The organism is Emticicia sp. BO119 (genome assembly GCF_013912375.1).
In the GTDB taxonomy this organism is placed as follows: domain Bacteria; phylum Bacteroidota; class Bacteroidia; order Cytophagales; family Spirosomataceae; genus Emticicia.
The window spans coordinates 398,570-423,015 of the sequence record NZ_JACETV010000005.1 but is presented as its reverse complement, the minus strand read 5'-3'; the positions used below and the strand labels follow the sequence as shown (position 1 = coordinate 423,015).

12 protein-coding genes and 2 pseudogenes are annotated in these 24,446 nt (G+C 37.3%); 12 read left to right on the top strand and 2 right to left on the bottom strand.

Annotated elements, in window-relative coordinates; all coding sequences use genetic code 11:
• Nucleotides 1-103: 103 nt before the first annotated feature.
• Nucleotides 104-1,423, bottom strand: a pseudogene (locus H1R81_RS27790) (RecQ family ATP-dependent DNA helicase); the annotation flags it as partial.
• A 485-nt stretch (nucleotides 1,424-1,908) separates the two neighbouring features.
• Here H1R81_RS27790 and H1R81_RS18250 point away from each other — a divergent pair.
• The 9 genes and pseudogenes from H1R81_RS18250 to H1R81_RS18205 all read left to right on the top strand — a co-directional run bounded on the left by H1R81_RS18250 (nucleotide 1,909) and on the right by H1R81_RS18205 (nucleotide 18,036).
• Entirely contained in the window at nucleotides 1,909-2,883 is a 975-nt protein-coding gene (locus H1R81_RS18250) for an SIS domain-containing protein (RefSeq protein ID WP_181842188.1), read from the top strand.
• 54 nt (nucleotides 2,884-2,937) lie between these two features.
• Complete coding sequence (locus tag H1R81_RS18245; protein ID WP_181842187.1) at nucleotides 2,938-4,026, top strand: M48 family metallopeptidase; 1,089 nt, start codon at nucleotides 2,938-2,940, stop codon at nucleotides 4,024-4,026.
• A 408-nt stretch (nucleotides 4,027-4,434) separates the two neighbouring features.
• Nucleotides 4,435-6,357: pseudogene (locus tag H1R81_RS18235) on the top strand (DUF1800 family protein).
• A 9-nt stretch (nucleotides 6,358-6,366) separates the two neighbouring features.
• The gene (locus H1R81_RS18230) at nucleotides 6,367-7,887 is read left to right on the top strand and encodes a DUF1501 domain-containing protein (protein ID WP_181842184.1); all 1,521 of its coding nucleotides are present in this window, start codon (nucleotides 6,367-6,369) and stop codon (nucleotides 7,885-7,887) included.
• A 13-nt stretch (nucleotides 7,888-7,900) separates the two neighbouring features.
• Nucleotides 7,901-10,282: a PA14 domain-containing protein gene (locus tag H1R81_RS18225; protein ID WP_181842183.1), complete on the top strand. Its 2,382-nt coding sequence runs from the start codon at nucleotides 7,901-7,903 to the stop codon at nucleotides 10,280-10,282.
• A 673-nt stretch (nucleotides 10,283-10,955) separates the two neighbouring features.
• Nucleotides 10,956-12,884, top strand: a complete 1,929-nt coding sequence (locus tag H1R81_RS18220) for a DUF1800 family protein (RefSeq protein WP_181842182.1) — start codon at nucleotides 10,956-10,958, stop codon at nucleotides 12,882-12,884.
• A gap of 7 nt (nucleotides 12,885-12,891) precedes the next feature.
• A complete protein-coding gene (locus H1R81_RS18215) occupies nucleotides 12,892-14,409 on the top strand; it encodes a DUF1501 domain-containing protein (RefSeq protein WP_181842181.1) in 1,518 nt (505 codons plus the stop codon).
• 13 nt (nucleotides 14,410-14,422) lie between these two features.
• Entirely contained in the window at nucleotides 14,423-16,816 is a 2,394-nt protein-coding gene (locus tag H1R81_RS18210) for a PA14 domain-containing protein (protein WP_181842180.1), read from the top strand.
• 224 nt (nucleotides 16,817-17,040) lie between these two features.
• Nucleotides 17,041-18,036, top strand: a complete 996-nt coding sequence (locus H1R81_RS18205) for a sterol desaturase family protein (protein ID WP_181842179.1) — start codon at nucleotides 17,041-17,043, stop codon at nucleotides 18,034-18,036.
• A gap of 27 nt (nucleotides 18,037-18,063) precedes the next feature.
• Here the strand turns inward: H1R81_RS18205 and H1R81_RS18200 are convergent, their stop codons facing one another.
• Nucleotides 18,064-18,771, bottom strand: coding sequence for a thioredoxin domain-containing protein (locus H1R81_RS18200; RefSeq protein ID WP_181842178.1), 708 nt, complete (start codon nucleotides 18,769-18,771; stop codon nucleotides 18,064-18,066).
• 234 nt (nucleotides 18,772-19,005) lie between these two features.
• Here H1R81_RS18200 and H1R81_RS18195 point away from each other — a divergent pair, with 234 nt between their 5' ends.
• From H1R81_RS18195 to H1R81_RS18185, 3 genes are all read left to right on the top strand, one after another.
• Nucleotides 19,006-21,816, top strand: coding sequence for a TonB-dependent receptor (locus H1R81_RS18195; RefSeq protein ID WP_181842177.1), 2,811 nt, complete (start codon nucleotides 19,006-19,008; stop codon nucleotides 21,814-21,816).
• Nucleotides 21,817-21,895: 79 nt separating this feature from the next.
• Nucleotides 21,896-23,656, top strand: a complete 1,761-nt coding sequence (locus H1R81_RS18190; RefSeq protein ID WP_229251160.1) for an Ig-like domain repeat protein — start codon at nucleotides 21,896-21,898, stop codon at nucleotides 23,654-23,656.
• 131 nt (nucleotides 23,657-23,787) lie between these two features.
• Nucleotides 23,788-24,342: a hypothetical protein gene (locus tag H1R81_RS18185; RefSeq protein WP_229251159.1), complete on the top strand. Its 555-nt coding sequence runs from the start codon at nucleotides 23,788-23,790 to the stop codon at nucleotides 24,340-24,342.
• Nucleotides 24,343-24,446 lie beyond the last annotated feature (104 nt).

Genomic DNA, 24,446 nt, shown 5'->3' with positions numbered 1-24,446 from the left:
CATCGTCCTCTTCATCATCGTCCTCTGCTTCAACAAACATACTTTTACCTCTGCCATACACTTCTAATTTATCATGTTCATAGCTACGAATATAAGCATTTGCAGTATTAGCCGTTAGTACATCTGCAATATGCTGAATATCAAATCTTTCACCTACCTGCAAGATCGCCTTTAATGCCAGAACGGCTTCGTCTTCTATCTTGAATTTCTTGGTAGGTTTCAGGCAGTTATCACAGAAACCACAATCTTTTTCAGCATACTCACCAAAATAACTTAATAATTGACGACGACGGCAGATCCCTAAATTAGAGTAGGCTACCATTTCCATCAATAAGGCTTTAGCGTTATCTCTTTCCGTAACGGTTTTATCTTTATTGAACTTCTCTAATTTCAGTATATCGTCGAAACTGTAGAACATCAGGCAATTACCCTCCAGACCATCACGCCCTGCCCTTCCGGTTTCCTGATAATAACCTTCAAGCGATTTCGGGGCATCGTAGTGAATCACAAAGCGAACATCCGGTTTGTCAATTCCCATTCCGAATGCAATCGTTGCAACAATTACATCAGCTTCTTCATTCAGGAAAGCGTCCTGGTTTTTCATCCGGGTATCAGCATCTAAACCGGCATGATAATGCAAGGCTTTAATACCGTTTACGCTCAATAGATTCGCAATCTCCTCAACTTTTTTACGACTCAGACAGTAAACAATACCTGATTTACCTTTATTGTTGAGAATATAGCGGATCAGTTGTTTTTTAGAATCTATTTTAGGACGAATCTCATAATATAAATTCTTTCGGTTGAATGACGATTTGAAAATCATCGCTTCATCCATATTCAGATTTTTCTTAATATCCTGTTGCACTTTTGGGGTAGCGGTAGCTGTAAGCGCAATAACAGGTAAGTTTGAGCTGATGTCATCAATAATACCTCTGATACGACGGTATTCAGGTCTGAAGTCATGACCCCACTCTGAAATACAGTGGGCTTCATCGACAGCTACGAAAGAGAGATTGGCTTTCTGTAAAAACGATAGATTATCTTCTTTGGTAAGAGATTCAGGCGCAATATACAATAGGCGACACTCTCCACTTAACACATCGTTCTTCACTTTGGTCATTTCAGCCTTATTCAAAGTCGAATTTAAAAACTGAGCGTTAATGCCAAAGGCGGTCATCTGGTCAACCTGATTTTTCATCAAGGCAATAAGCGGAGAAATAACAATGGCTGTGCCGTCAAGTACCATAGCCGGTAACTGATAGCAAAGCGATTTCCCGGCTCCTGTGGGCATAATAACAAAAGTGTTTTTTCCTGACACAATGTTATGAATAATCACTTCCTGCTCGCCACGAAAAGCATCAAAACCAAAAATTTCTTTGAGTTTTTCTTTTAATGATTGTTGAATTACTGGTTCTACCATAAACGCAAAATTGCTGTACGGAAAATTTACAATATTTTAAAAAATAGGTCAGTATCTGAGCAATTTCATGTTGACTTCTTTGATGAAGCTATCACCAAATTAACTTATAATAATACTTTACTGTAGTAATATTGCTGTGTCGATAGATTAAAAATAGTTGGTTGAGATAATCGCATGAACAACAGCCGGATAATTCTGATATTTATAAAGTCAGAAACAGTTTTTGCCTGACTGATAGATACACAAAAGTTTCAATTAATTTAAGGTAATTACTTAAGCCTTTGCTAAGATACTATTTTTTTACTTGAGTTTTACAAATTTTTAATGCGGTTTTTTTTTAACAGATACATTCAGTGTTTTAGAAAATTGTTTTGTTGTCAATCGGTTTTTTTATACAATGGTTTTTATAGTACCCTTCGCTCACTATTCTTTTGAGGCTTGGTAAACAAACACTATTTTTGTGCAAAAATATCCTGTCAAGAAAAGTGAAGACGAAGTTAGAAAAAAAAATACAAAGCGTAGCGAAAAAAGTTTTGCAAGATGAAGCCGAAGCAATTCTTTCTTTGAAAAGTTATATTAACGAACAGTTTGAATTGTGTGTAGAGGCGATTTTAGCTTGCAAAGGCAGACTTGTAGTAACTGGTATCGGGAAAAGTGCAATTATTGGGCAGAAAATTGTTGCTACTATGAACTCTACAGGTACACCTGCACTCTTTATGCACGCAGCAGATGCAATACATGGAGATTTAGGGATGATACAGAAAGAAGACATAGTATTGTGTATATCAAAGAGTGGTGATACCCCCGAAATCAAGGTCTTAGTCCCCTTGCTAAAAATGCATGGAAACCAGATGATTGCAATGGTGAGCAACGAAAAATCTTATCTGGCTATTCATACTGACTTTATTCTGAATGCTCATGTGGAGAGAGAAGCCTGCCCCCTCAACCTGGCACCTACCACTTCTACCACAGCGGCTTTGGCATTGGGTGATGCATTAGCTATTTGTTTATTAGAAATGAGAGGTTTTACAGATAGAGACTTTGCAAAATATCACCCTGGTGGAAGTTTAGGTAAGAAAATGTATCTGAAAGTAAGTGATGTGTACCCAAATAATGCTCTGCCAAAAGTAGCATCCGAAGCAGATATACATACAGTTATATTGGAAATGACCTCAAAATTATTGGGAGCAACAGCTGTAACAAACGAGCAGAATGAACTGCTTGGTATTATTACTGACGGTGACTTGCGAAGAATGTTGAATAAACAAACAGATTTTTCGACTCTGACCGCAAAAGATATTATGACAGTTACTCCTAAAACCATTTCACCAGACGATTATGCCGTAACAGCGTTATCTTTCATGCAGGAAAAGAATATCACACAATTGGTAGTTGTAGAAGAAAATAAATTAATGGGTTTTGTCCATTTACATGATTTATTAAAAGAGGGTCTACTCTAAGAAAATGCTGATAGATTGCTTAACTTTCAAACACCTCCTTTAGCACAAACTTTTATGCAACATTCTGCAATCTATTATGATGGCCAGGCCAGTAAACCGAATCGAGCGCAGGTTGAGGTGTTTGGTAATTCATTGAGCATTTATTATGATGAGAAAAAAGTAATCTGGGTTATTTCAGAAATTCAATATGCCGAATTTTCAGGTAAAGACAAAACCATGCTGAAGTATGGCGCGTTTCCTCATCAGTATTTAGAGTACCATAACGAGGGCTCTTTATCACAAAATTTACAGGGATATTTACCTAAGCCAGACAATAGTTTTGGTGTTGTGGCAAGAGAATATAATGCCCTTATAAAAGTGACTTTGATTGGAATTTCTGTTTTTTTAGCAATTGGAGCGATAATCTACTTCGTTTTATTACCAAATCTCGCCTCTTATATTTCAGGAAAAATTCCGGTATCAACAGAAATAACTTTAGGTGATAAACTTTATGAAAGTTTTATCAGTAACACTGAAATTGATACAGAAAAGACAAAATTATTGAATGATTTTGCCAGAAAAATAGACTTCGAAACCAAGTACCCTTTGAAATTTACAGTAGCTAATAATAAAGAGGTGAATGCTTTTGCCCTACCAGGTGGAAATGTGGTAGTTTTCAGTGGCATTATAGAAAAGATTAAATCTTCAGAAGAATTAGCTGCGTTGTTGTCGCATGAAGTTACACATATAAAAGAAAGACATTCATTAAAAGGACTATTAAGAGGTCTCACAGGTTCTTTACTTATTTCAGTAATTTTCGGAGATACTGGTTCAATAAGCAATCTACTAGTCAATCAGGTTGATAATATACATCAACTTGATTTTTCAAGGTCTATGGAGAAACAAGCAGATATAAAAGGTCTACAAATAATGTACCATAATCGAATTCATCCTGAAGGAATGCTTTATCTGATGAAACGATTGGAGAATGAGGAAAAAAAACAAAGTGATAAACAAACGTGGTCTTATCTGAACTCTCACCCAATGACAGAAGAGAGAATAAGGTATATTAAAGAAAATATTGAAAATAAAATAGCAGCTAATAATAAAGGACTTGATGACATTTGGAAACGCATACAAAGTCTAACAGATAATAAATATTAGAAAAATTGTTTCAAAGGAACAAATTTTGCTTAAAGTAATTCTACAGTTTCCACTCAGTAAAATTTTGGAAAATTTAAACCCTAATACATAACATTTTCGATATATTTGTGTTAATAACAAATAAAACGACCTAAAGTATTACTTAAAATTGTCCCGAATCTGTTAAATTGTTGATACAGATTACATTATAAGTTTTTTTTAGCGAACAGCACTACTAATTTTTATAATAGACTCAACATCTAAACTTAATAAAAATCACCAAAAGTTACGAAATAATATAATCAGGATAATTATGTCCTTATTATAAATTATAGCCGTTTGTTTTTTGTACATTGGTGTATGCTACTACCTTCTAAAATTGTTATTATTATAATTTCAATGGTTTAATTTAATTTCTAATAATTTGAAATGAGCTTACCTCTATTTGTGTTTCAAAGGCGATTTAAAATTTGTCAAGGAATAACGCTTGTTCTTTTGATCATTTTTTGTGGAGTAAATACTTTTTCAATAGCACAGCAGAATGTAACTTTTGGAAAAGGAAAAACCACAAACGTTACAGTAACCTCTTCATCCAATGCCAGTAACCAAACGGGCATTAAAACCCTCATGAGTTCAGGCTATTTACCCAATAAAAACGCTGCTGCCAGATTACTTTCCCAAGCAACTTTAGGCACAACCTACGCCGACATTGAAAATGTAGCCACAAATGGAATTGAACAATGGGTTGACCAACAACTGGCCATGCCTAATTCTTTTAGCATTAATAATTATATACAAAGTTTGCATGAGGCTTTAGCTGATTCATTGAAACGAACTAATCCATCTAAAACATTGGCCAATACTTCTGTTGGAGATTATTTTTTTGATGTCGCATGGTTTCAGGGTAATATGACAGTTCCGGATTTGTTACGTTGGAGAGTCGCTTTAGGGCTAAGCGAGATTTTTGTTACCTCTCGTGTTTCTGCTTTTGATAATAACCCATAAGCTTTGTCTAGTTATTATGATGTTTTACTAGAAAATTCATTTACTAACTACCGGACACTTATAGAAAAAATAACATACCATCCATCAATGGCAGTTTATCTCACCTATATGAATAATCGTGCCACCAATGTAGAAAAGCAGACATTTCCTGATGAAAATTACGCCAGAGAAATAATGCAGTTATTTTCGATAGGCTTGTTTCAGTTGAATTTAGACGGTACAGAAAAGAAGGATGGTGCCGGAAAATCTATCCCCACATATAACAATGATGATATTGCCAATCTGGCTAAAGTCTTCACGGGCTTATCATGGGGTGATAGCAAGTATTTAGGAGATTTTGTTAAAGACTATTGGAGTTATACAAAAAAACTTAAATTTTATCCGATTGACTCAAGTGATGCCTATCTTAGAGATTGGCTTCCTCCTAGTTCTTGGGTCATTGTAAATGGTCATGAAGTTGGGCCTAAAACATTCTTAGGAAGTACCATTCCCACCCGCTCTGTTCAGCAAGGAGAATTAGATATTAAAGATGCGCTGGATATTTTATACAATCACCCGAACGTAGGGCCGTTTATAGGCCGCCGCCTGATTCAACGATTGGTTACATCAAATCCTAGTCCTGCTTATATACAACGGGTAGCAACTGTATTTAATAATAATGGAAGTGGGGTCAGGGGAGACCTGAAGGCAGTGGTTAGGGCAGTCTTGCTGGACCCCGAAGCCAGAGACTGCTGTAACAATGGCGATACACAGTTTGCCGGAGCATTTAAAGAGCCATTTATCAGATATACGAATTTAGTAAAAGGCCTTAATTTAACTGCCTCAGGCGGTGTGTTCCGTAATGTTATGAGAAGGGCTTATGATAAAATGGGACAAATTCCTATGTATTCGCCTAGTGTGTTTAACTTCTTTGCGCCTGATTATATGCCTGATGGCGCAATGAAAGGTACAGGTAAGTATGGTCCTGAATTTCAGACTTTAAATTCTCAGACTTTAACGGGCTATCTGAATGCATTGAATAGCTGGATTATTGTAGATGATGTGATAGAGTACACTACCTATTTTAGCGGAGAAACTTATAAGCCACAACAAGAGCCCGGATTTATTTTAACAGCCGACTATCCATTGACGAGAAACGACAGGTTGCCACAGCTATTAGATAAATATAACCTGATTCTGGCTCATGGTAGGCTTTCTCAAAAAACGCTTGATATCATCAAAGGGGCTTTACTTCAAATGCCTATTAGCGTAACTAATGGAGTTCCGAACGCTGACGATGCTTCGAGAAGAGTTCGTCTGGCAATTTACTTAATTATGGTAACTCCAGATTATCTTATTAATAAGTAAAATACTAAAATGAATAGACGCGATTTCATAAAACAGTCTGGTTGTGCCGCTATGGGAACAACAACCCTACTGAGCACACTAACCAGTTTAGGAGCGGTAAATGGAGCTCTTGGGCATAAAAACTTTCCTTCAAAAGAGGCCGCTGCTGCTGAAGACTATAAAGCATTAGTATGTGTGTTATTCTCAGGTGGACTTGATTCTTATAATCTGTTGGTTCCTACAGGAACAAATGATGGTGGTGATAACGGCTATAATGAATATGCAAATACAAGAGGAGACCTTGCTTTAACTAACGGCTCGCTTTTACCATTGACTAACCCTCAGTGTACAGGTTTCAGAAATTTGCCTTGCAATTATGGTGCCTTTGGTATTCACCCTCTGATGCCTAGTATGAGAGACTTGTTCAATACAGGTAAACTGGCATTTATGGCTAATGTGGGTACCTTAGTGGAGCCGATTATGAATTTATCAGAATTTAAGAGTGGTTTAAAGAAGATTCCTGATGGTATCTATTCTCATTCTGATCAGATCATGCAGTGGCAGACCTCGGTTCCGCAAAGTAGACGTGCGTTGGGCGTGGGCGGTAGAATTGCAGATTTGTTGAACTCTGGTAATTCGAATTCACAAGTCTCCATGAATATCTCTTTAGGAGGTAAAAATATCTTTCAGACCGGAGAAAGTGTTACTGAATATTCTATCGGTAATAATGTTAGCCCAAGTACAGTAGGGCTGGAAACATTACCTGCCTGGTGGAGTAGCTCAGGCTTGATGACAGATTTGAGAAATGCAGCAATTGATAGTTTAGTTGGGCAAACATACGCTAATTTACTTCAACAAACCTTTGCGGGCTCGGCCAGAAGTGCGATTGATGCGTATACCTTCTTTAAAGAGGCTATTAAAAAAGTACCAGCCATGACTACCCAGTTTCCAACTACAAGCTTGGGGGCAGATCTGGCCGCTGTGGCAAAAGTTATTAGTGTAAGGAGCTACCTTGGGGCTAAAAGACAGATTTTCTTTGTAAACTATGGTGGCTGGGATATGCACGATAACCTTGCCGGAGGCTTAAACCAACGCTTACCGGTAGTAAATAATGCCCTGAAAGCATTCTATGATTCTACTGTAGAAATGGGCCTTGCTGATAAAATAACAACATTTACCATTTCAGATTTTGGTCGTACAGTTACTTCTAATGGCTTAGGTTCAGACCATGGCTGGGGGGGAAACTCTATGGTGATAGGTGGAAGTGTGAAAGGAGGTAAGATTTATGGGGCTTTCCCGAGGATGAATCTTACAGACAATACGCAGACTATTTCGTTTAGAGGAAACTTTATCCCTGCTGTATCTACTGATGAACTATATGCCGAAATGGCTCTATGGTATGGTGTAAGTCCTGCCGATTTATGTTATGTTCTGCCTAATATCGATAATTTTTACAGTTATACACCTGGTAATTATCCGATAGGATTTATGAATTTTAATGGTACTACTATTTCAACCGATAATAAACCTCAATCATGCCTGACATATTGAGATGATATAGTACATGAAAAAAATCTATAGAATATTTTTATTGTTTTTACTTATCCCGATAGCGGATATTAAAGCCCAGAGTTGTATCGGCCCGGCAGGACAGGTTAAATGGGGGTATTGGGGAAATTTTCCTTTGTTTCCGGATGTAACCGATGTATGGGCCTTAGAAAACTTTCCGAGCAGACCTGAAGGCACTCAGATAATCAACTCTTTAAGAGCACCAATCAATTATAGCGATTTCTACGCAGGTATGATCAGAGGCTTTATTAAAGTACCTCAGACTGATAACTATATTTTTAATCTGACTGCCGACGACAAAGCCGTTTTTTATTTAAGTACTAATCAACTACCAGCAAATAAGGTGAAAAGAGCAGAAGTGGTAGTTTCTACTACCTTAGATCAGCATGATAAAGACCCTGCTCAGACTTCAGTAAGTATACAATTGGTAGGAGGACAGTATTATTATTTTGAGATGTATAATTTCGATTGGACAGGTAATGACCACTTGACTTTATCATGGAAAAAAGCTTCTACTCCTGCGGCTCCCTGGGCTATAGTAGATTTCAATTATATTTATGAATATACCTGCGGACAAGTATGCCCTGAAAGAGGAACACCTTGTAATGATGGTAATTCGGCAACGACCAACGATCAGCAGGATGGATTCTGTAATTGTGTAGGTACTCCTGCTACGGCTAATACCTGTATAGGTGAAAAGGGACTTACTGAAGCGTATTATTATGATAATATAGTGGGTAATTATGTATTCAATGATCTGGTTAATGCCCCAAAATTTCCCTTATCGCCAGATCGAAAAGAAAAACTTCCGGGAGCCTATGGCCCTTTACCGGCTACCCCAACTTATTCTGCAGATAATTATGGAACCCTCGTACAGGGCTATTTAACAGTACCAGTCTCAGGTAATTATGAGTTTAATATAACTGGTGATGGGAATGTGCTATTTTACTTAAGTAGTGATGATAATATCGATAATAAAACGGCTCATCAGGCAAGTGTTTACCAGACAGATGAAACTGATCATACCAATAATGTTTCTCAAACAATAGCACCATTTTTCATGGAGAAAAATAAGTACTATTATTTTGAGTTCAGGCATAAAGAAAATACCTGGAGAGACCACTTTAACCTGTACTGGAAAACTCCGTTTCATGAAGATAAGGAATGGAAAAGGGTACCGGCTTTTTATTTATATGATTATAAGTGTGAAGTCTCTTGTATTCCTGCCGGAACTGCCTGTAATGACGGGAATCCTTTTACGAATGATGATAAAATAGTTAACTGCGAGTGCGTAGGAACACCTTGCTCCGGTCCTGATTGTGACGATGAATCTGCCAGATATAAGGTGTATGATTCTTGTAGCCCAACAGATAATCTAACTACTTTATCAGAAGCTGCCTGGCTCTCTTGTGGCACTCTTAAGCCTAATCCTAATCCGGCACGGACTAATAATAAAAACTGGATTAGGTATGAATTCAATAACGCTTATAAATTTCAGGATACCAGAGTGTGGAATTATAATGTAACAGGAGAAACAAATAAAGGTTTTAAAAGTGTATATGTTGATTATTCAATAGATGGTACTACCTGGCAACAGTTAGGAGGCACCTACACATGGCCTCAGGCACCTGGTAATGCAGATTATGCTGGTTTCATTGGACCAAATTTTAATGACATTAGAGCCAAATATATTCTTATTTCGGCTATTAATAATTGGGGAGACGCTACTTGTTCTGGATTTAGTAAAATAACTTTCAACGCCTCACTTTGCGATAGTGAAGGTACTATCTGTGATGATGGAGACCCGCTTACTATTAATGATAAGTTTGATAATAGTTGCAATTGTAGAGGTGTAAACATTAATTGTGCCAGCGACACTATTAAATTAGATCGCTCTCCTTTGAGTGATGGTGATTATAAGGCCATTAAAGCCATTGCCGCAGAAAGTCTTGTGCCAACTACAAAGGATATTTCGTTCACAGCGGGAAATAGTATTGTTTTACTACCTGGTTTTGAAGTAAAGAACAATGCGGTATTTAAAGCTGATATTGCTAATTGTGTGCAGCAAGCCTTTGTTAATAATGAGAAATTAACTAATGCTACTGATGACGAATCGGTAACTGAGTTTTCAACAGACAGTACTGAAATAAATAAACTGAAGCAGATTGTTTTCAGAATTAATAAGCCGGGATATGTGAAACTCAAATTAAAAGATAAGAGTGAAAATACCATAGTAACTATCATAGACAATTACTATGAAAACCTTGGTACACAAATCAAATTATTGCCTACAAATAAATTGCCAAAAGGTTTATATTGGATAGAATTAGATTATGACGGAAAAATATTGAAAGAACAGTTAGAAGTGAAAGATTAGTTGTTTGATAATCGTTATAGATATAATTAAAAACCTGCAAAAATAATGGATAAAATCATTAGGGTTTTCTGATAAATGTCTGAGTTCATTTCTCCTTTCAATTTTTGATATTAAGGGAAGATCATTCAAATGATTATCAATGCATTCAGTGAAAAGCAAATAGGGTGTCAGCACGGGAGGAATTTATGATTTTAGAAACAAAACCCTAAAAGAGAGTTAGGGTCTTTCAGAAGAAAATATTTGTAAATAAATTATGAATTTGCACTTTCTAGAGCAGTATGCCTCCTTAAAAGATAAGCTTTTCCGTTCCTGATAACCAATTGGTAAATATTTTTAAATTTTAATCTTGGCTTAATTGTAAATTGTATAAATTTGTGGTAACAACCGATAAAATACTACCTAATCCTGCATTATATTAATCTTATGTCTATCTGAATTATCAGAATAGATTGCTTTTAAGTTTTTTAAAAGTAGATTTAACTACTAATCCTTAATAGAATAAACTCAACCTTAATTTAGACAAATCACCAAAAGTACAAAATAATATAATTGGGATTATTACGCCCTTTTATATTTCGCAGAATGTTTTTTGTATGTTGATGTTTGCTGCTACTTTATAAATTATACCGTTACTATATTTAGAATTATTTACTTTAATTTCTATTAATTTGAAATGAGCTTTCCTTTGTTTGCAGTTCAGAGGCTTTTCGGAATCCGTCAGGTATTAACTATCGTTTTATTAAGTGGCTTCTTAGGCATAACTTTATTTGCCAATGCCCAAGAAATAGTAACATTTGGCAAAGGGAACGCTCCGAATGTTAAAGTTTCTGCTTCTGGTATCGCTAACCAGACTGGGATCAGGACGCTTATGAGTTCAGGCTATCTTCCCAATAAAAATTCGGCTGCCCGATTACTTTCTCAAGCTACTTTGGGTACAACTTATGACGAGATTGAGAATGTAGCAACCCTTGGTGTTGAGAAGTGGGTTGACCAGCAATTAGCCACGCCTAACTCCTTCAATATTACTACCTATCTGCAGAATCTTCATCAGTCTATTGTCGATTCACTAAAACGAACTGAGCCTTCAAAAGAGCTGACTAATGTATTCCTGAGCGATTGGCATTTTGATATTTCATGGTTTCAGGGAAGTATGACTGCTACTGATATTTTGCGCTGGAGGGTTGCTTTAGGCCTCAGCGAAATATTTGTTACCTCTCGGATCTCAGCATTTGATGGTAATCCATATGCACTGGCAAGTTATTATGACGTTTTGCTGGAAAACTCTTTCACCAACTATCGTACTTTAATAGAGAAAATCACTTATCATCCTTCAATGGCGGTTTATCTGACCTTTATGAACAACCATGCAACTGATTTCAATAATGGTAAGCAGACCTTTCCTGATGAGAATTACGCAAGAGAATTAATGCAATTGTTTTCGATAGGATTGTTTCAACTGAATTTAGATGGAACTGAAAAGAAAGATGGTAACGGAAAGTCGATTCCAACTTATAATAATAATGATATAGCCAATCTGGCAAAGGTGTTTACAGGGTTATCATGGGGTGATAGTAGATATATTGGTGAAAGAAGCAAGGATTATTGGAGTTATACAAAAAAACTAAAGTTTTATGCAATAGACTCAAGTGATGTTTATATAAGATGGTGGGTGACGAATCCAAATAATTGGAGAATTGTAAATGCGCACGAAGTTGGTGCGAAAACATTCTTAGGCAGTACTATTCCAGCAAGATCAGTATCACAAGGTGAATTGGATATTAAAGATGCTTTAGATATAATATTTAATCATCCTAATGTCGGTCCTTTTATTTCAAGACGTCTGGTTCAGCGATTAGTTACTTCAAACCCAAGCCCAGCTTATATTCAGCGTGTGGCAACCATATTTAATAATAACGGGAGCGGTGTAAGAGGAGACCTGAAAGCGGTCATTAAAGCTATTTTGACTGATCCGGAAGCCAGAGATTGCTGTAATAATGGTAACACACAATTTGCAGGAGGGTTAAAGGAACCATTTTTAAGATATATGAATCTGGTTAAAGGATTGAATCTAAAATCTTCTACCAATGTATATCGGAATTCGATGAGAAGAGCATATGAGAAAACCGGGCAAATACCAATGTATTCGCCAAGTGTATTTAATTTTTTCTCTCCCGATTATAAGCCAGATGGTGCATTAAAAGGTATGGGTAAGTATGGCCCTGAGTTTCAGACATTAAACTCTCAGACACTGACAGGTTATATGAATGCACTCAATAGTTGGCTTATCAATGATGACCCAATAGAATACTACGGATATTTTGGTAATGAGACATATAAGCCCGAACAAGAACCCAGATTTAATTTTACGGCAGATTATCCTTTAACCAGAAATGATAGACTTACGCAATTATTGGATAAATACAACCTTATTTTAACTCACGGAAGAGTATCTGAGAAGAATCTTGCTATTATAAAAAAGGCACTGTTAAATATACCGCTTAGCTTAAGCAATGGTGTGCCCGATAATGACGATGCTCTGAGAAGAGTACGTATTGCTGTGTACCTGATTATGTCGTCCCCAGATTACCTCATTAATAAGTAAAATAGAAATGAATAGACGTGATTTCTTAAAACAATCGGGGTGTGCTGCTATGGGGACTACAACCTTGCTTAGTACATTGACAAGTCTGGGTGCTGTAAATGGCGCTATGAGCCATAAAAATTTATCTTCTAAGCCATCTGTTTCGGAAGATTATAAAGCTTTAGTGTGTGTACTATTAGCAGGAGGTATAGATTCTTATAATGTTTTGATACCAAGAGGAACAACGGTTGGTGGAGATAACGGATATAATGAATATGCGTCGACAAGATCAGACCTTGCCATAACAAATGCCTCACTTTTAGCTTTAAATAACCCTCAATGTACAAGTTTCAGAGGTTTGCCTTGTAATTATGGAGCTTTTGGGATTCACCCGGCTATGACTGGAATGCGTGATTTATTCAACGCTGGGAAATTAGCATTTATGGCAAATATTGGTACCCTGGTTGAGCCAATAATGAATGCTACTGAATTTGAGAATGGGCTGAAAAAAATCCCTGAAGGCATTTATTCTCATTCTGATCAGATTATGCAATGGCAAACATCAGTGCCGCAAAGCCGTAATGCATTAGGAGTAGGTGGCCGGATAGCTGATTTGTTGAATGCGGGAAACGTAAACAACCAGATTTCGATGAATATCTCTTTAGGTGGAAAGAATATTTTTCAGACTGGTGAAAATATCAGTGAATATTCAATAAGTAATAACGTAAATCCTAATAATGTCGGTCTTGATATTTTGCCCTCGTGGTGGAGTGATTCCGGCTTGATTAATGACATAAGAAATTCGGCTATTGATAGCCTGGTTGGGCAAACCTACGCTAATTTACTACAGGAGACCTACGCAGGTACTGCGAGAAGTGCTATGGCATCTTTTGAAATATTCAAGGAAGCACTTAAAAGAGTACCAAGCATTGCTACCCAATTTCCTAATACAAGTTTAGGAAATGACCTGGCAGCTATTGCGAAAGTAATAAGTGTGCGAGCTAATCTTGGAGCAAAAAGACAGATTTTTTTTGTAACATATGGTGGATGGGATATGCACGATGGCTTGGCTAATGGCTTAAATCAAAGATTACCAGTGGTAAGTGATGCTTTGAAAGCTTTTTATGATGCTACTGTTGAATTGGGCATAGCAGAGAATGTAACGGCCTTCACGATTTCAGATTTTGCCCGTACAGTAACTTCCAATGGTTTAGGTTCTGATCATGCGTGGGGAGGTAATTCAATGGTAATTGGTGGAAGTGTGAAAGGAGGAAAGATTTATGGGGCTTTTCCTAAAATGGATCTGAATGCCAGCCCGCAGAACATCTCTTTCAGAGGTAACTTCATTCCGGCTGTTTCTACCGATGAATTGTATGCAGAAATGGCATTATGGTACGGTGTTAGTCCCACTGACTTATGTTATGTATTACCTAATCTTGGTAATTTTTATAGCTATACACCGGGAAATTACCCGATAGGCTTCATGAATTTTAACGGAACTACTATTTCGACTGAGGATAAACCACAATCATGCTTAGTTTATTAAGAAAAAACAGGAAATGAAAAGAACTTTATATATACTATTATTTATTTCGTCAGCCTGTTCAGTAATTGTTAAGGCACAAAATTGTATAGGGCCTGCCGGGCAAGTCAAGTGGAGTTATTGGGCAAATTTTAATAGTTACCCCGATATGAATGATTTATCGGTTTTAGAAAATTTTCCGAGTAAACCTGATGGTTCTGAAATATTGGGGTCTTTGAAAGGCCCTGTCAATTATACTGATTATTATGCAGGCATGATTAGAGGGTTTATTAAAGTTCCCCAGACGGCTAATTACATTTTCAACCTCACAAGTGATGATAAAGGTTTTTTTTATCTGAGTACCAATCATCTTCCTGCCAACAAAGTAAAAAGAGCAGAAGTAACTTCATATACTGGCGAAGACCAACATGATAAAGAACCCGGACAAACTTCTGCGAGTATTCAATTAGTTGGCGGGCAATATTATTATTTTGAATTATATAATTTTGAAGGGGGTGGTGGAGATCATTTGACTTTGTCATGGAAAAAAGCTTCTACCCCTGATGCTCCATGGGTGATAGTTGATTTTAATTATATTTATCAATATGCCTGCGGACAAGTGTGTCCTGAAAGAGGAACTCCTTGTAATGATGGAAATGCGACAACTACTAACGACCAGCAAGATGGATTTTGTAATTGTGTGGGTGTTGCCCCGACTGCCAATGCTTGTGTAGGCGACAGAGGACTGATAGAAGCATATTATTATGATAATATTGTGGGTACCTATGTAGAAAATGACTTGATTAATGCTCCGAAATTTCCATTGTCGCCAGATCGAAGAGAGAAGTTAAAGGGGGCTTATGGTCCATTGCCTACAACTCCTTTGTATGCGACCGATAATTACGGGACTCTGGTTCAAGGGTTTTTAACTGTTCCAGTCAGCGGTAATTACGAATTTAATCTGACTGGTGATGGACAAACTTTCTTTTTTCTGAGTAGTAATGATTCTCTTGAAAACAAACAGGCCCGTCAGGCACTTGTAATGTATGGTGTAGATGAAACAGATCATACCAATTCGGTTTTTCAGACAATAGGGCCTTCATATCTTGAAAAAGGCAAATATTACTATTTTGAATTCAGGCATAAGGAAAATACCTGGCGAGATCATTTTAATCTATACTGGAAAACACCATTCTATGAAAGCAGGGTCTGGAAAAGGGTACCGGCTTTTTATCTCTTCGATTATAAATGTGAGGTATCTTGTATTGCACAAGGCACACCTTGTAATGATGATAATCCGTTTACAAATGATGATAAAATCAATGCCAATTGTGCATGTGTAGGAACGCCATGCTCAGGACCAGATTGTGATGATGAATCGGCAAGATATAAGGTCTATGATTCTTGTAGTCCGACTGATAATGTAACTACTTTATCAGAAGTTGCCTGGGTTTCTTGTGGGGCTAATCAGCCAAACCCTAATCCGTCACGGGCAGCCAATAAAAACTGGATTATGTACGATTTTACTAATAGGTACAAATTCAGAGATAGTAGAGTATGGAATTATAATGTAACAGGAGAAACCACTAAAGGATTTAAAAACGTTTATGTCGATTATTCAGTTGATGGCACCACGTGGCAGCAATTAGGTGGAACTTATACATGGGCTCAGGCACCAGGAAATGCAGATTATTCTGGTTTTACGGGCCCTAATTTTAATGAGGTAAAAGCCCGGTATGTTCTTATTTCGGCTATTAATAACTGGGGTGATGCTACTTGCTCCGGCTTTAGCAAAGTCACGTTTAATGCTTCTTTATGTGATTCGGAAGGTACTGCCTGTGATGATGGCGATCCGCTGACACAGTATGATAAGTTTGATAATAGTTGTAATTGTAAAGGTATTAATATCAATTGCGCAAGCGACACTATCAGATTAGATCGTTCTCCTTTGAGTAATGGAGATTTCAAGGCCGTTAAAGGTATATCGGCACAAAGTCTTGTTCCCACTACCAAAGATATTTCGTTTACCGCAGGTAACAGCATTGTTTTGCTTCCGGGGTTTGAGGTAAATGCGAATGCCGTGTTCAAAGCAGATATTGGGAATTGTATCCAACAGGCTTACGCCAATAATAACAAAGAAAGGGTTACCAATGCAACTGATGATAAATCAGTAACAGGATTTCAAACGGATAGTACAGATATCGGCAAACTGAAAAAGATTGTTTTCAGGATTAACAAGCCAGGTTATGTAAAACTGAAACTAAAGGATAAAAATGAAAATACAATTGTAACTATCATTGACCACTACTTTGAAAACTTGGGTACTCAGGTTAAATTATTACCTACCAATAAGCTGCCTAAAGGGTTATACTGGATAGAACTGTACTATGCCGGGAAAATTTTACGAGAACAATTAGACCTTACAAAATAGGGTATTTGCATTATTTATTTGGGTCTGAATAAAGGTGATTAAAGGCAACTTTAATCACTTTTTAATTAATGGCCTTACTGTTAAGCCCTAAAATACCTATACCTTAGCATCCTGTTTTTTGTATTTTTTTTATATATCTGTTTTTAGTAAAATTGATTTCTCTAAAAATATAGTGGTTTAAAAAGCGTATAAATCAGGCACTACCAAGGCTATAATTGAATTTTATGGAGATTTTGAGTAAGGTTCTGAATGAAATCATTGATTTCTTTAGAATTGGTGGACTATTAAGTATCATCCATTCGGGGCATTATGAGGTATTATTAACATTAGAAGGTTTTTTGAGTTTTCTTTCTCCTATTGCTCCTTTATTAATCATTATTGAAATAGTTTGGTTACTTATTTCCCGACGTTTTAATAAAGACACTTATCGGATTCCGTTCATGATTATTCTTATTAATCGTGTTTTATCACGCTTAATCGGGGTCTCTGTTATTCTTCTCTGCATCAGAATTTTTAGCAAGTATGCTCTCTTTCATATTTCACTAAAATGGTACTGGTTTGTGTATGGCTACCTTGTCTATGAACTAAACACATTTATCCGGCACTATCTATCGCATAAAATTAGATTATTATGGTGCTTTCATTCAGTGCATCATGCACCCGAAAGCCTGAATGCCTCAATTACCCTGAACACCTCCTATGTAGAAAATATCTACACTGAAATATTTACGGCTACTTTTTGTACTTTATTGGGAATGAACCCGGTTATGCTGTTTGCTATCATGATTATTGATAGCATCTGGGGGGCATTTGCACATATCAGTGAAAACTCATTGAAAAATGCGAGATTAGGGTTTTTAGAAAAGATTATTCTGACCCCTTCTCACCATCGTGTACATCATGGGCGTAATTTTTTATATATGGATACCAATTTCTGCTCTATGATTAATATCTGGGACAGATTGTTTCGCACTTATCAAGAAGAAGAAGAGAGTGTTCCTGTAGAATATGGGATTACAAGAGAGGTAGATTCAGGAAAAATAGTAGATGTCTATTTTGGAGAATTTGGCGAATTATGGCAGGATATTAAAAATGCTTCGGGCTTAAAGAATAAATTGCTTTATATTTTTATGCCCCCGGGATGGAACCCTGATGGAGAGGATTTAAGAGCCAGAACATTAAGGAGTAATTTCATAAAGACATTAAAAAACGAGGCTTAACAAGCCTCGTTGATCTCAATGATGTATTTATTGTAATTGTTTCACCACATCCACCTTCTCAACAAACCCTACATTTGACCACGCAAGGGCTTTGTTTTTGTAGAGATGCAACACAGGCAGCGCATCTACTCCTAATGCTTTGCATAAGTCAGCGTTATCGTCTGCATTTATGCGTACTACCTTTACTTTGTCTTTCATATCTGCTGCTATTTCTTTCAGATATGGCTCCATTCTTTTGCAAGGCTCGCACCAATCGGCATAGAAATCTATTAATACCAGCTTATCAGAATTAATTAGTTGGCTGTACTGCTCCTGGGTCATACCAGCCGTTTTGGCTGTACTATCAGTAGTTTCAGGCAGGTTAGCTGCTCGCCATTTCATCATTCCTCCGTCTAATTCATATACTTCCTTAAAACCCATGTCACGCATTTTTTTAGCTGCGGCAGCACTACGCATACCACTCAGGCAATAAACAAATACAGGTTTAGATTTGTCTAATTGCTCTACACTATTCGTGAAGTCGTTGTCTTTCCAATTAATATTTTTAGCATTTGCCAGGTGTCCTTTACTATATTCCTCAGGGGTTCGTACATCCAGAACGGTTTCATTCGAAAGAGCTTTTATTTTCTCTGAAAATGCATTAGCTGCAAGAGTGGTTGACTGGCTTTGCCCTTGCGAGCAGGCTGTTGCAGATAAAACAAGGGCTATCAGGCTGTTAAAAATGTATTTTCTCATTGTTTGTTGTAGTATTAGAAATGCAAATATAGACTATCTGTTTTAATCTGTATGTGATTATTGTTACATAGCCATTAGCAATAAAGATTAAAGCTTTTAAGTAAACGTTTTTTAGGTGGGAGTTTGTTCCGTTCAGCTAAAACCAAACATAATTAACGCATAATATTGACTTAACATTCACTTAATATTGGCGCAGTAGTTTTGCACCGTGAAAATTATACACGGAAAACCAATATGAACAAGATAAAAATTTCTACAACGCTCTTTTTGCTATTTGCTTCAATTATCACTTTTGCCCAGACGGGTACCATTCGCGGAACAATCAAAGATGCCAAAACCAATGAAGATTTAATTGGTGCTACTGTTAAAATTGAGGGGAGTGCTTTAGGTACAGTAACCGATATTAACGGTTTCTTTTCTATCGGCAAAGTTCCGGCAGGTAAAGTAAAAGTAATGATTACTTATGTTTCTTATAAAGATAAAGTAATTGCTGATGTTTCAGTTATAGCTGATAATGTAACAGAAATTAATACGGCCCTTGAAGAAGAAGGAGCAGTTTTACAAGAAGTAAAAGTTACCGCCAGCCGATTAACAAATACTGAAGTATCGGTGATTTCAGAAATAAAAGCAGCACAAATGGTGGTAAATGGTATTTCGGCACAACAGATTGCCAAAACGCTTGACCGCGATGCCGCACAGGTAGTAAAACGTGTACCAGGAATTACGATAGTAGGTGACAGGTTTATCAATATCAGAGGTTTGAACCAACGCTATAACAATGTAATGTTGCATAATGCTTTTACACCCAGTATGGAAACTGACGTAAAATCGTTTTCATTTGATATTATTCCAAGCTCACAAATTGACAGAATGTTAATTTATAAAAGCCCATCGGCTGAATTACCAGGTGAATTTGCAGGAGGGTTGGTAAAAATCTTCACGAAGAATATCCCGGATAGAAACTCTTTGGTAATTGATTACAGTACTTCTTACCGTAGTAATACTACTTTCGGAGATTTCTATCAGCCAAATCAAGGCAAAAACTACTGGACGGGCTTTAATAACGGATACTACGATTTACCTAAGTATTTTCCGGTAAATATCAGTCAGATTTCAAATAACCCTGCTGCATTAGAAACTGCCGGTAAATCATTAAAAAACGAATGGATAGCTAATAATTCAACAGCGACTCCTGACCAGAGAATTGGGATAACAGGTAATTACAGATTTAATGCCGGCAATGTAAAAATTGGTAATGTAACAGCTGTAAACTACTCTGACACCCGTACCAATTTTGTGATTAATCGTAATGATTTCAACGCAAATATCAATAATACACAGTCGCCGATTTATAATTTCAACGACCAGCAATACAGCCGTAATATCCGCGTTGGAGTGATGCATAACTGGGCATTTCGTTTGAACGAAAATAACTCAATTGAATTTAAAAACTTATTCAACCAGTTAAGCAATTCAAATTATACCCGTCGTACTGGCCGGGCTATTGAAGCCAACTATAATCCTGACAACCACTCATTTAATCAGGTATATCGTGGTATTTATACCGGACAACTAACTGGTAAGCATACGGTAGCCAAAGGTAAAACCACCATCGACTGGGTGATTGGCTATAATAATTCATATCGTGACCAACCAGATTACAGACGTTATCGTTCTGATGTTGATCAAACCAGTGGTACAGAATCAGTATATATTCCGGTAGGTACTGCGCAGGCTTTCTTTTTAGGAAGATGGTTCTCAAAAATGAAAGAGAATGGATACACAGGAGCAGTTAACCTGACTCAGAAAATTACGCTTTCTAAAGAGAAAGATAGAGATATGGAACTGAAAGCCGGGGTATTCTATGAGAAAAAAGACCGTACATTTGATGGCAGAAACTTAGGATATGTACGCGGGTCAAACTTCAATGGGGAGCTTTTCACTGCGCCAATCAATGTTATCTTCAATAATATTAATAATACCAACGGGATCAGAATTGACGAACAGACTAACCCTAATGATTCTTATACAGCAGGTAATAAACTATTAGCTTATTACGCCAACGCTAATATTCCTCTTACAAAGAAACTGAATATCATTGGTGGAGTTCGTGTCGAAGATAATACACAAAGCTTGCAAAGTGCCTTTATCGGTGGCGCAAAAGTATCTGTGAAAAATCCGGTGATGAGTGTGCTTCCATCAGCTAATCTTTCTTATAATTTCTCTGAAAAAATGTTGGTAAGAGCCGCCTACGGACAAACAATCAACCGCCCGGAGTTCAGAGAATTAGCACCTTTCTCTTTTTATGATTTCGATTTCAACGTAGTATATGAAGGATATACTGGTCTGAAAATCTCAACTGTAAATAATTTTGATGCCCGTTGGGAGTTTTATCCGACACCATCTGAGGTTATCAGTTTTGCAGCTTTTCATAAAGATTTCAGAAATCCCATTGAAATTGAAGTTGAGGCAGGAAGCGGTTCATTAGGAGCCAAAACTTTTATCTACAACAATGCAAAAAGTGCCAGAAGTACAGGTATAGAATTAGAAATCAAGAAAGGTCTGGCAAGTATTTCTTCATCAAAATTCCTGGAAAGAGTAAGCGTATTGTTTAATACTACCATATTGGTAAGTAAAGTGAAGCTAAGAGATGGCTCGGTAGGCCAATCAGACAATCGTCCGTTACAGGGGCAATCACCATACATTGTGAATACAGGTATCAACTACAACGATCAGGATAGCGACTTTCAGGTGAATGTTCTTTACAATGTAATTGGTAAAAGAATCTTTGCAGTAGGTTTTGTAGGTTATCCTGACTTATATGAAATGCCAAGAAATGTACTGGATCTTACTTTCTCAAAAGGTGTAGGTAGTAGATTTGTAATTAAGGGTGGAGTGAATGATATTTTCAATCAGGCGGCTCTGATTTTACAAGATGGTAACCAGGATGGCAAATTTGACCGTAAGAAAGATGAGATTATACAACAGTACAAACCGGGCAGATTATTCTCGATAGGTGTGAGCTACACTTTAAGTGGCAAATAATTCGGATTAGACTAATCAACAATATTATTAATTAAGCAATTAAACATTCACTGAGTTTACATTATAAACCCCAAAAATTATGCAATTTTCTAAATTCTCTCGATTATTTGCAGCTTGTACAATGGCAGTTTCGGCTGTGTTTGTACTAAATGCCTGTAAAGAAGATGAAGAAGTGTTCCCAGCACCAAGTGTATCGGCAGGTACAGAAGCGTCAGGTGTGCCGGGTGCTAAAGTTAATGTTACGGCTTCTATTAGTGCTCCGGCTGGGTTAAAAACCTTGACAGTTTTGAAAAACGGAGCTGCGTTTGATACAAAAACCTATGCTGGTACTGAAACATCAGATAACTATACAAAAGAATATACTATTGAAAATCTGGCTGCTGGTACTTCAGTTAACTTTACTATCATTGCAACTGATAGCAAAGGTCAGCAATCAACACCTGCTACTTTTGTTGTTAAAACAACAGCCGTTCCTCCTAAGGAAATAGTAACAGTTAAGGGCTTGTTAACAGGAAATATTACCTGGACTAAAAACAAAATCTATAAAATTTCAGGTTTTGTACGTGTAGGTGGCGATACCACTGCTACAACGGCTGCCGGTGTGGCTACAGGTACTTTAACCATTGAGCCTGGTACGGTTATCATTGGTGAGCGTGCTACTAAGGGAACTTTGATTATTCAGCGCGGTAGTAAAATTATCGCTAACGGTACAGCCGCTGAACCAATCGTGTTTACATCAGAACGTGGTGTAGGCGAGCGTGAAGCAGGTGACTGGGGCGGTCTTGTAATTTGTGGTAAAGCCCAAAATAACCTGCCTGGTGGTTCTGCCCAACTGGAGGGTAGCTACAAAGGCTGGCATGGTGGTACTGAAGACGCTGATAATTCTGGTAGCTTGAAATATGTACGTGTTGAATATGCTGGTGTACCTATCAATCCTAATCAGGAAATTAACTCTTTCACTTTTGGTTCAGTAGGTAGCGGTACAGTATTAGAAAACTTACAGGCATCTTATGGTGGCGATGATTCTTATGAGTGGTTTGGTGGTACTGTAAATGCTAAATACCTGGTTGCGTACAGAGGTCTTGATGATGACTTTGATATGGATAATGGTTATAGAGGTTTCATTCAGTTTGCAGTTGGTCTTCGTGGGGCTACAAATGCCGATCAGTCAGGTTCAAACGGTTTTGAAGTTGATAACGATGGCCAGGGAACTTCTGCTGAACCTTTCACTTCACCGACTCTTGCCAACGTTTCATTGATTGGCGCTAAACAAAGCCAGGAAACATTCATCAGTACTTTGTTCCAGAATGGTATGCACTTACGTCGTAACAACAAAATCAAGGTATATAATACATTTGTAACGGGTTATCCGAATGGTATTTATATTGATGGCAGTACTACAGCGGCAAATGCTGTTGCAGGTCAATTGGTATTGAACAACGTGATTTTGGCTGGTGTAACTGGTTGGGGTAACAACGGTTGGGGACAAGGTGCTGCTACTCAGCCACAAGGATTCCCCGTACGTGATGTTAATACGGCAACTCCTCCGGCTGATTTGATGATTGGTACACAAAAACCATCAGCCTGGTTTGCAGGTCTTGCCGGTAATAAAACTCTGGCTTCATGGACAACCTCTGGTATCAATACCTCAGTATTTGGTACTGGCCGCCCAACGTTTACAATCACTGGTACTGCTGCAGATGCTTTAACGAAAGGTACTTCGGCTGTTACTTTGCCAGCCTTCTTTACCGCTACCGATTATGTAGGGGCATTTAAAGACACAGACTGGACTGCAACCTGGACAGAATTCAACCCGAGTTCAGTAGTGTATATTAAATAATTTTTCTCATAAACCTCTTCCTTGACTCTTCCCGATAGCAGGATTTGAGTCGAAATTCTTCTCCTCCAACTGGGGGAGAAGAATTTAAGAAGTGGAGTTTTATGATAGTTTTGTTTTTTCTCAACACCAATATGAAGAAGTTTTTTTTAGCAAGTATAAGTATTTGTCTGATTGCTCTATCGTGTACGAAAGACAAGTATAATGTGAATACCTATTTTGATAAAACACAACAAGATACTTTACTGACAAATATTATAACTTATATTTATCGTAAAGCTCCGCAATCAAGCAACGAAACAAAATTTCAACCACAGTTCCGGAAGTTTTACCTTGCTGTTCTACCAAAATTCAGTATTCAGAATTATTACATCGCACCCGATAGTACGCATTATTTTTTTGTGATTCGTCCCGTAGGCAATTTGCCATATAGAAGAGGAGTGGTTGGGCGATATAAATTAGGCAAAAACCTGAGGCCGACAGATTTTGAAGAAATAGTGAATACACCGCATTTAGAAGAGAAATTAGTGAAAGAACGAGGCAGATTTTTGTTTACTGAGTTTATCAGAAACGGAAACTTAGATAAGTATCTACCTATGAAACATTATGTAGAGTGGCCTGATGCCAACCTGATTTATGATAAAAAACTGAACGAATGGGTAGCACCTACACATGAATCCATACAATAAAAGATATTAGTTTAACCACTAAAAGACTATCAGCCCTTTGGTTGAGAATTGAATCAGCAGATTCATATTGGTGTTAAATCAGAAAAGTCAGAAGCCTTGCTTCT

Coding starts and splice junctions, on each gene's coding strand:
- H1R81_RS18245 (WP_181842187.1), top strand. CDS start 2,938: ATGCAACATTCTGCAATCTATTATGATGGCCAGGCCAGTAAACCGAAT.
- H1R81_RS18230 (WP_181842184.1), top strand. CDS start 6,367: ATGAATAGACGCGATTTCATAAAACAGTCTGGTTGTGCCGCTATGGGA.
- H1R81_RS18225 (WP_181842183.1), top strand. CDS start 7,901: ATGAAAAAAATCTATAGAATATTTTTATTGTTTTTACTTATCCCGATA.
- H1R81_RS18220 (WP_181842182.1), top strand. CDS start 10,956: ATGAGCTTTCCTTTGTTTGCAGTTCAGAGGCTTTTCGGAATCCGTCAG.
- H1R81_RS18215 (WP_181842181.1), top strand. CDS start 12,892: ATGAATAGACGTGATTTCTTAAAACAATCGGGGTGTGCTGCTATGGGG.
- H1R81_RS18210 (WP_181842180.1), top strand. CDS start 14,423: ATGAAAAGAACTTTATATATACTATTATTTATTTCGTCAGCCTGTTCA.
- H1R81_RS18205 (WP_181842179.1), top strand. CDS start 17,041: ATGGAGATTTTGAGTAAGGTTCTGAATGAAATCATTGATTTCTTTAGA.
- H1R81_RS18200 (WP_181842178.1), bottom strand. CDS start 18,771: ATGAGAAAATACATTTTTAACAGCCTGATAGCCCTTGTTTTATCTGCA.
- H1R81_RS18195 (WP_181842177.1), top strand. CDS start 19,006: ATGAACAAGATAAAAATTTCTACAACGCTCTTTTTGCTATTTGCTTCA.
- H1R81_RS18190 (WP_229251160.1), top strand. CDS start 21,896: ATGCAATTTTCTAAATTCTCTCGATTATTTGCAGCTTGTACAATGGCA.
- H1R81_RS18185 (WP_229251159.1), top strand. CDS start 23,788: ATGAAGAAGTTTTTTTTAGCAAGTATAAGTATTTGTCTGATTGCTCTA.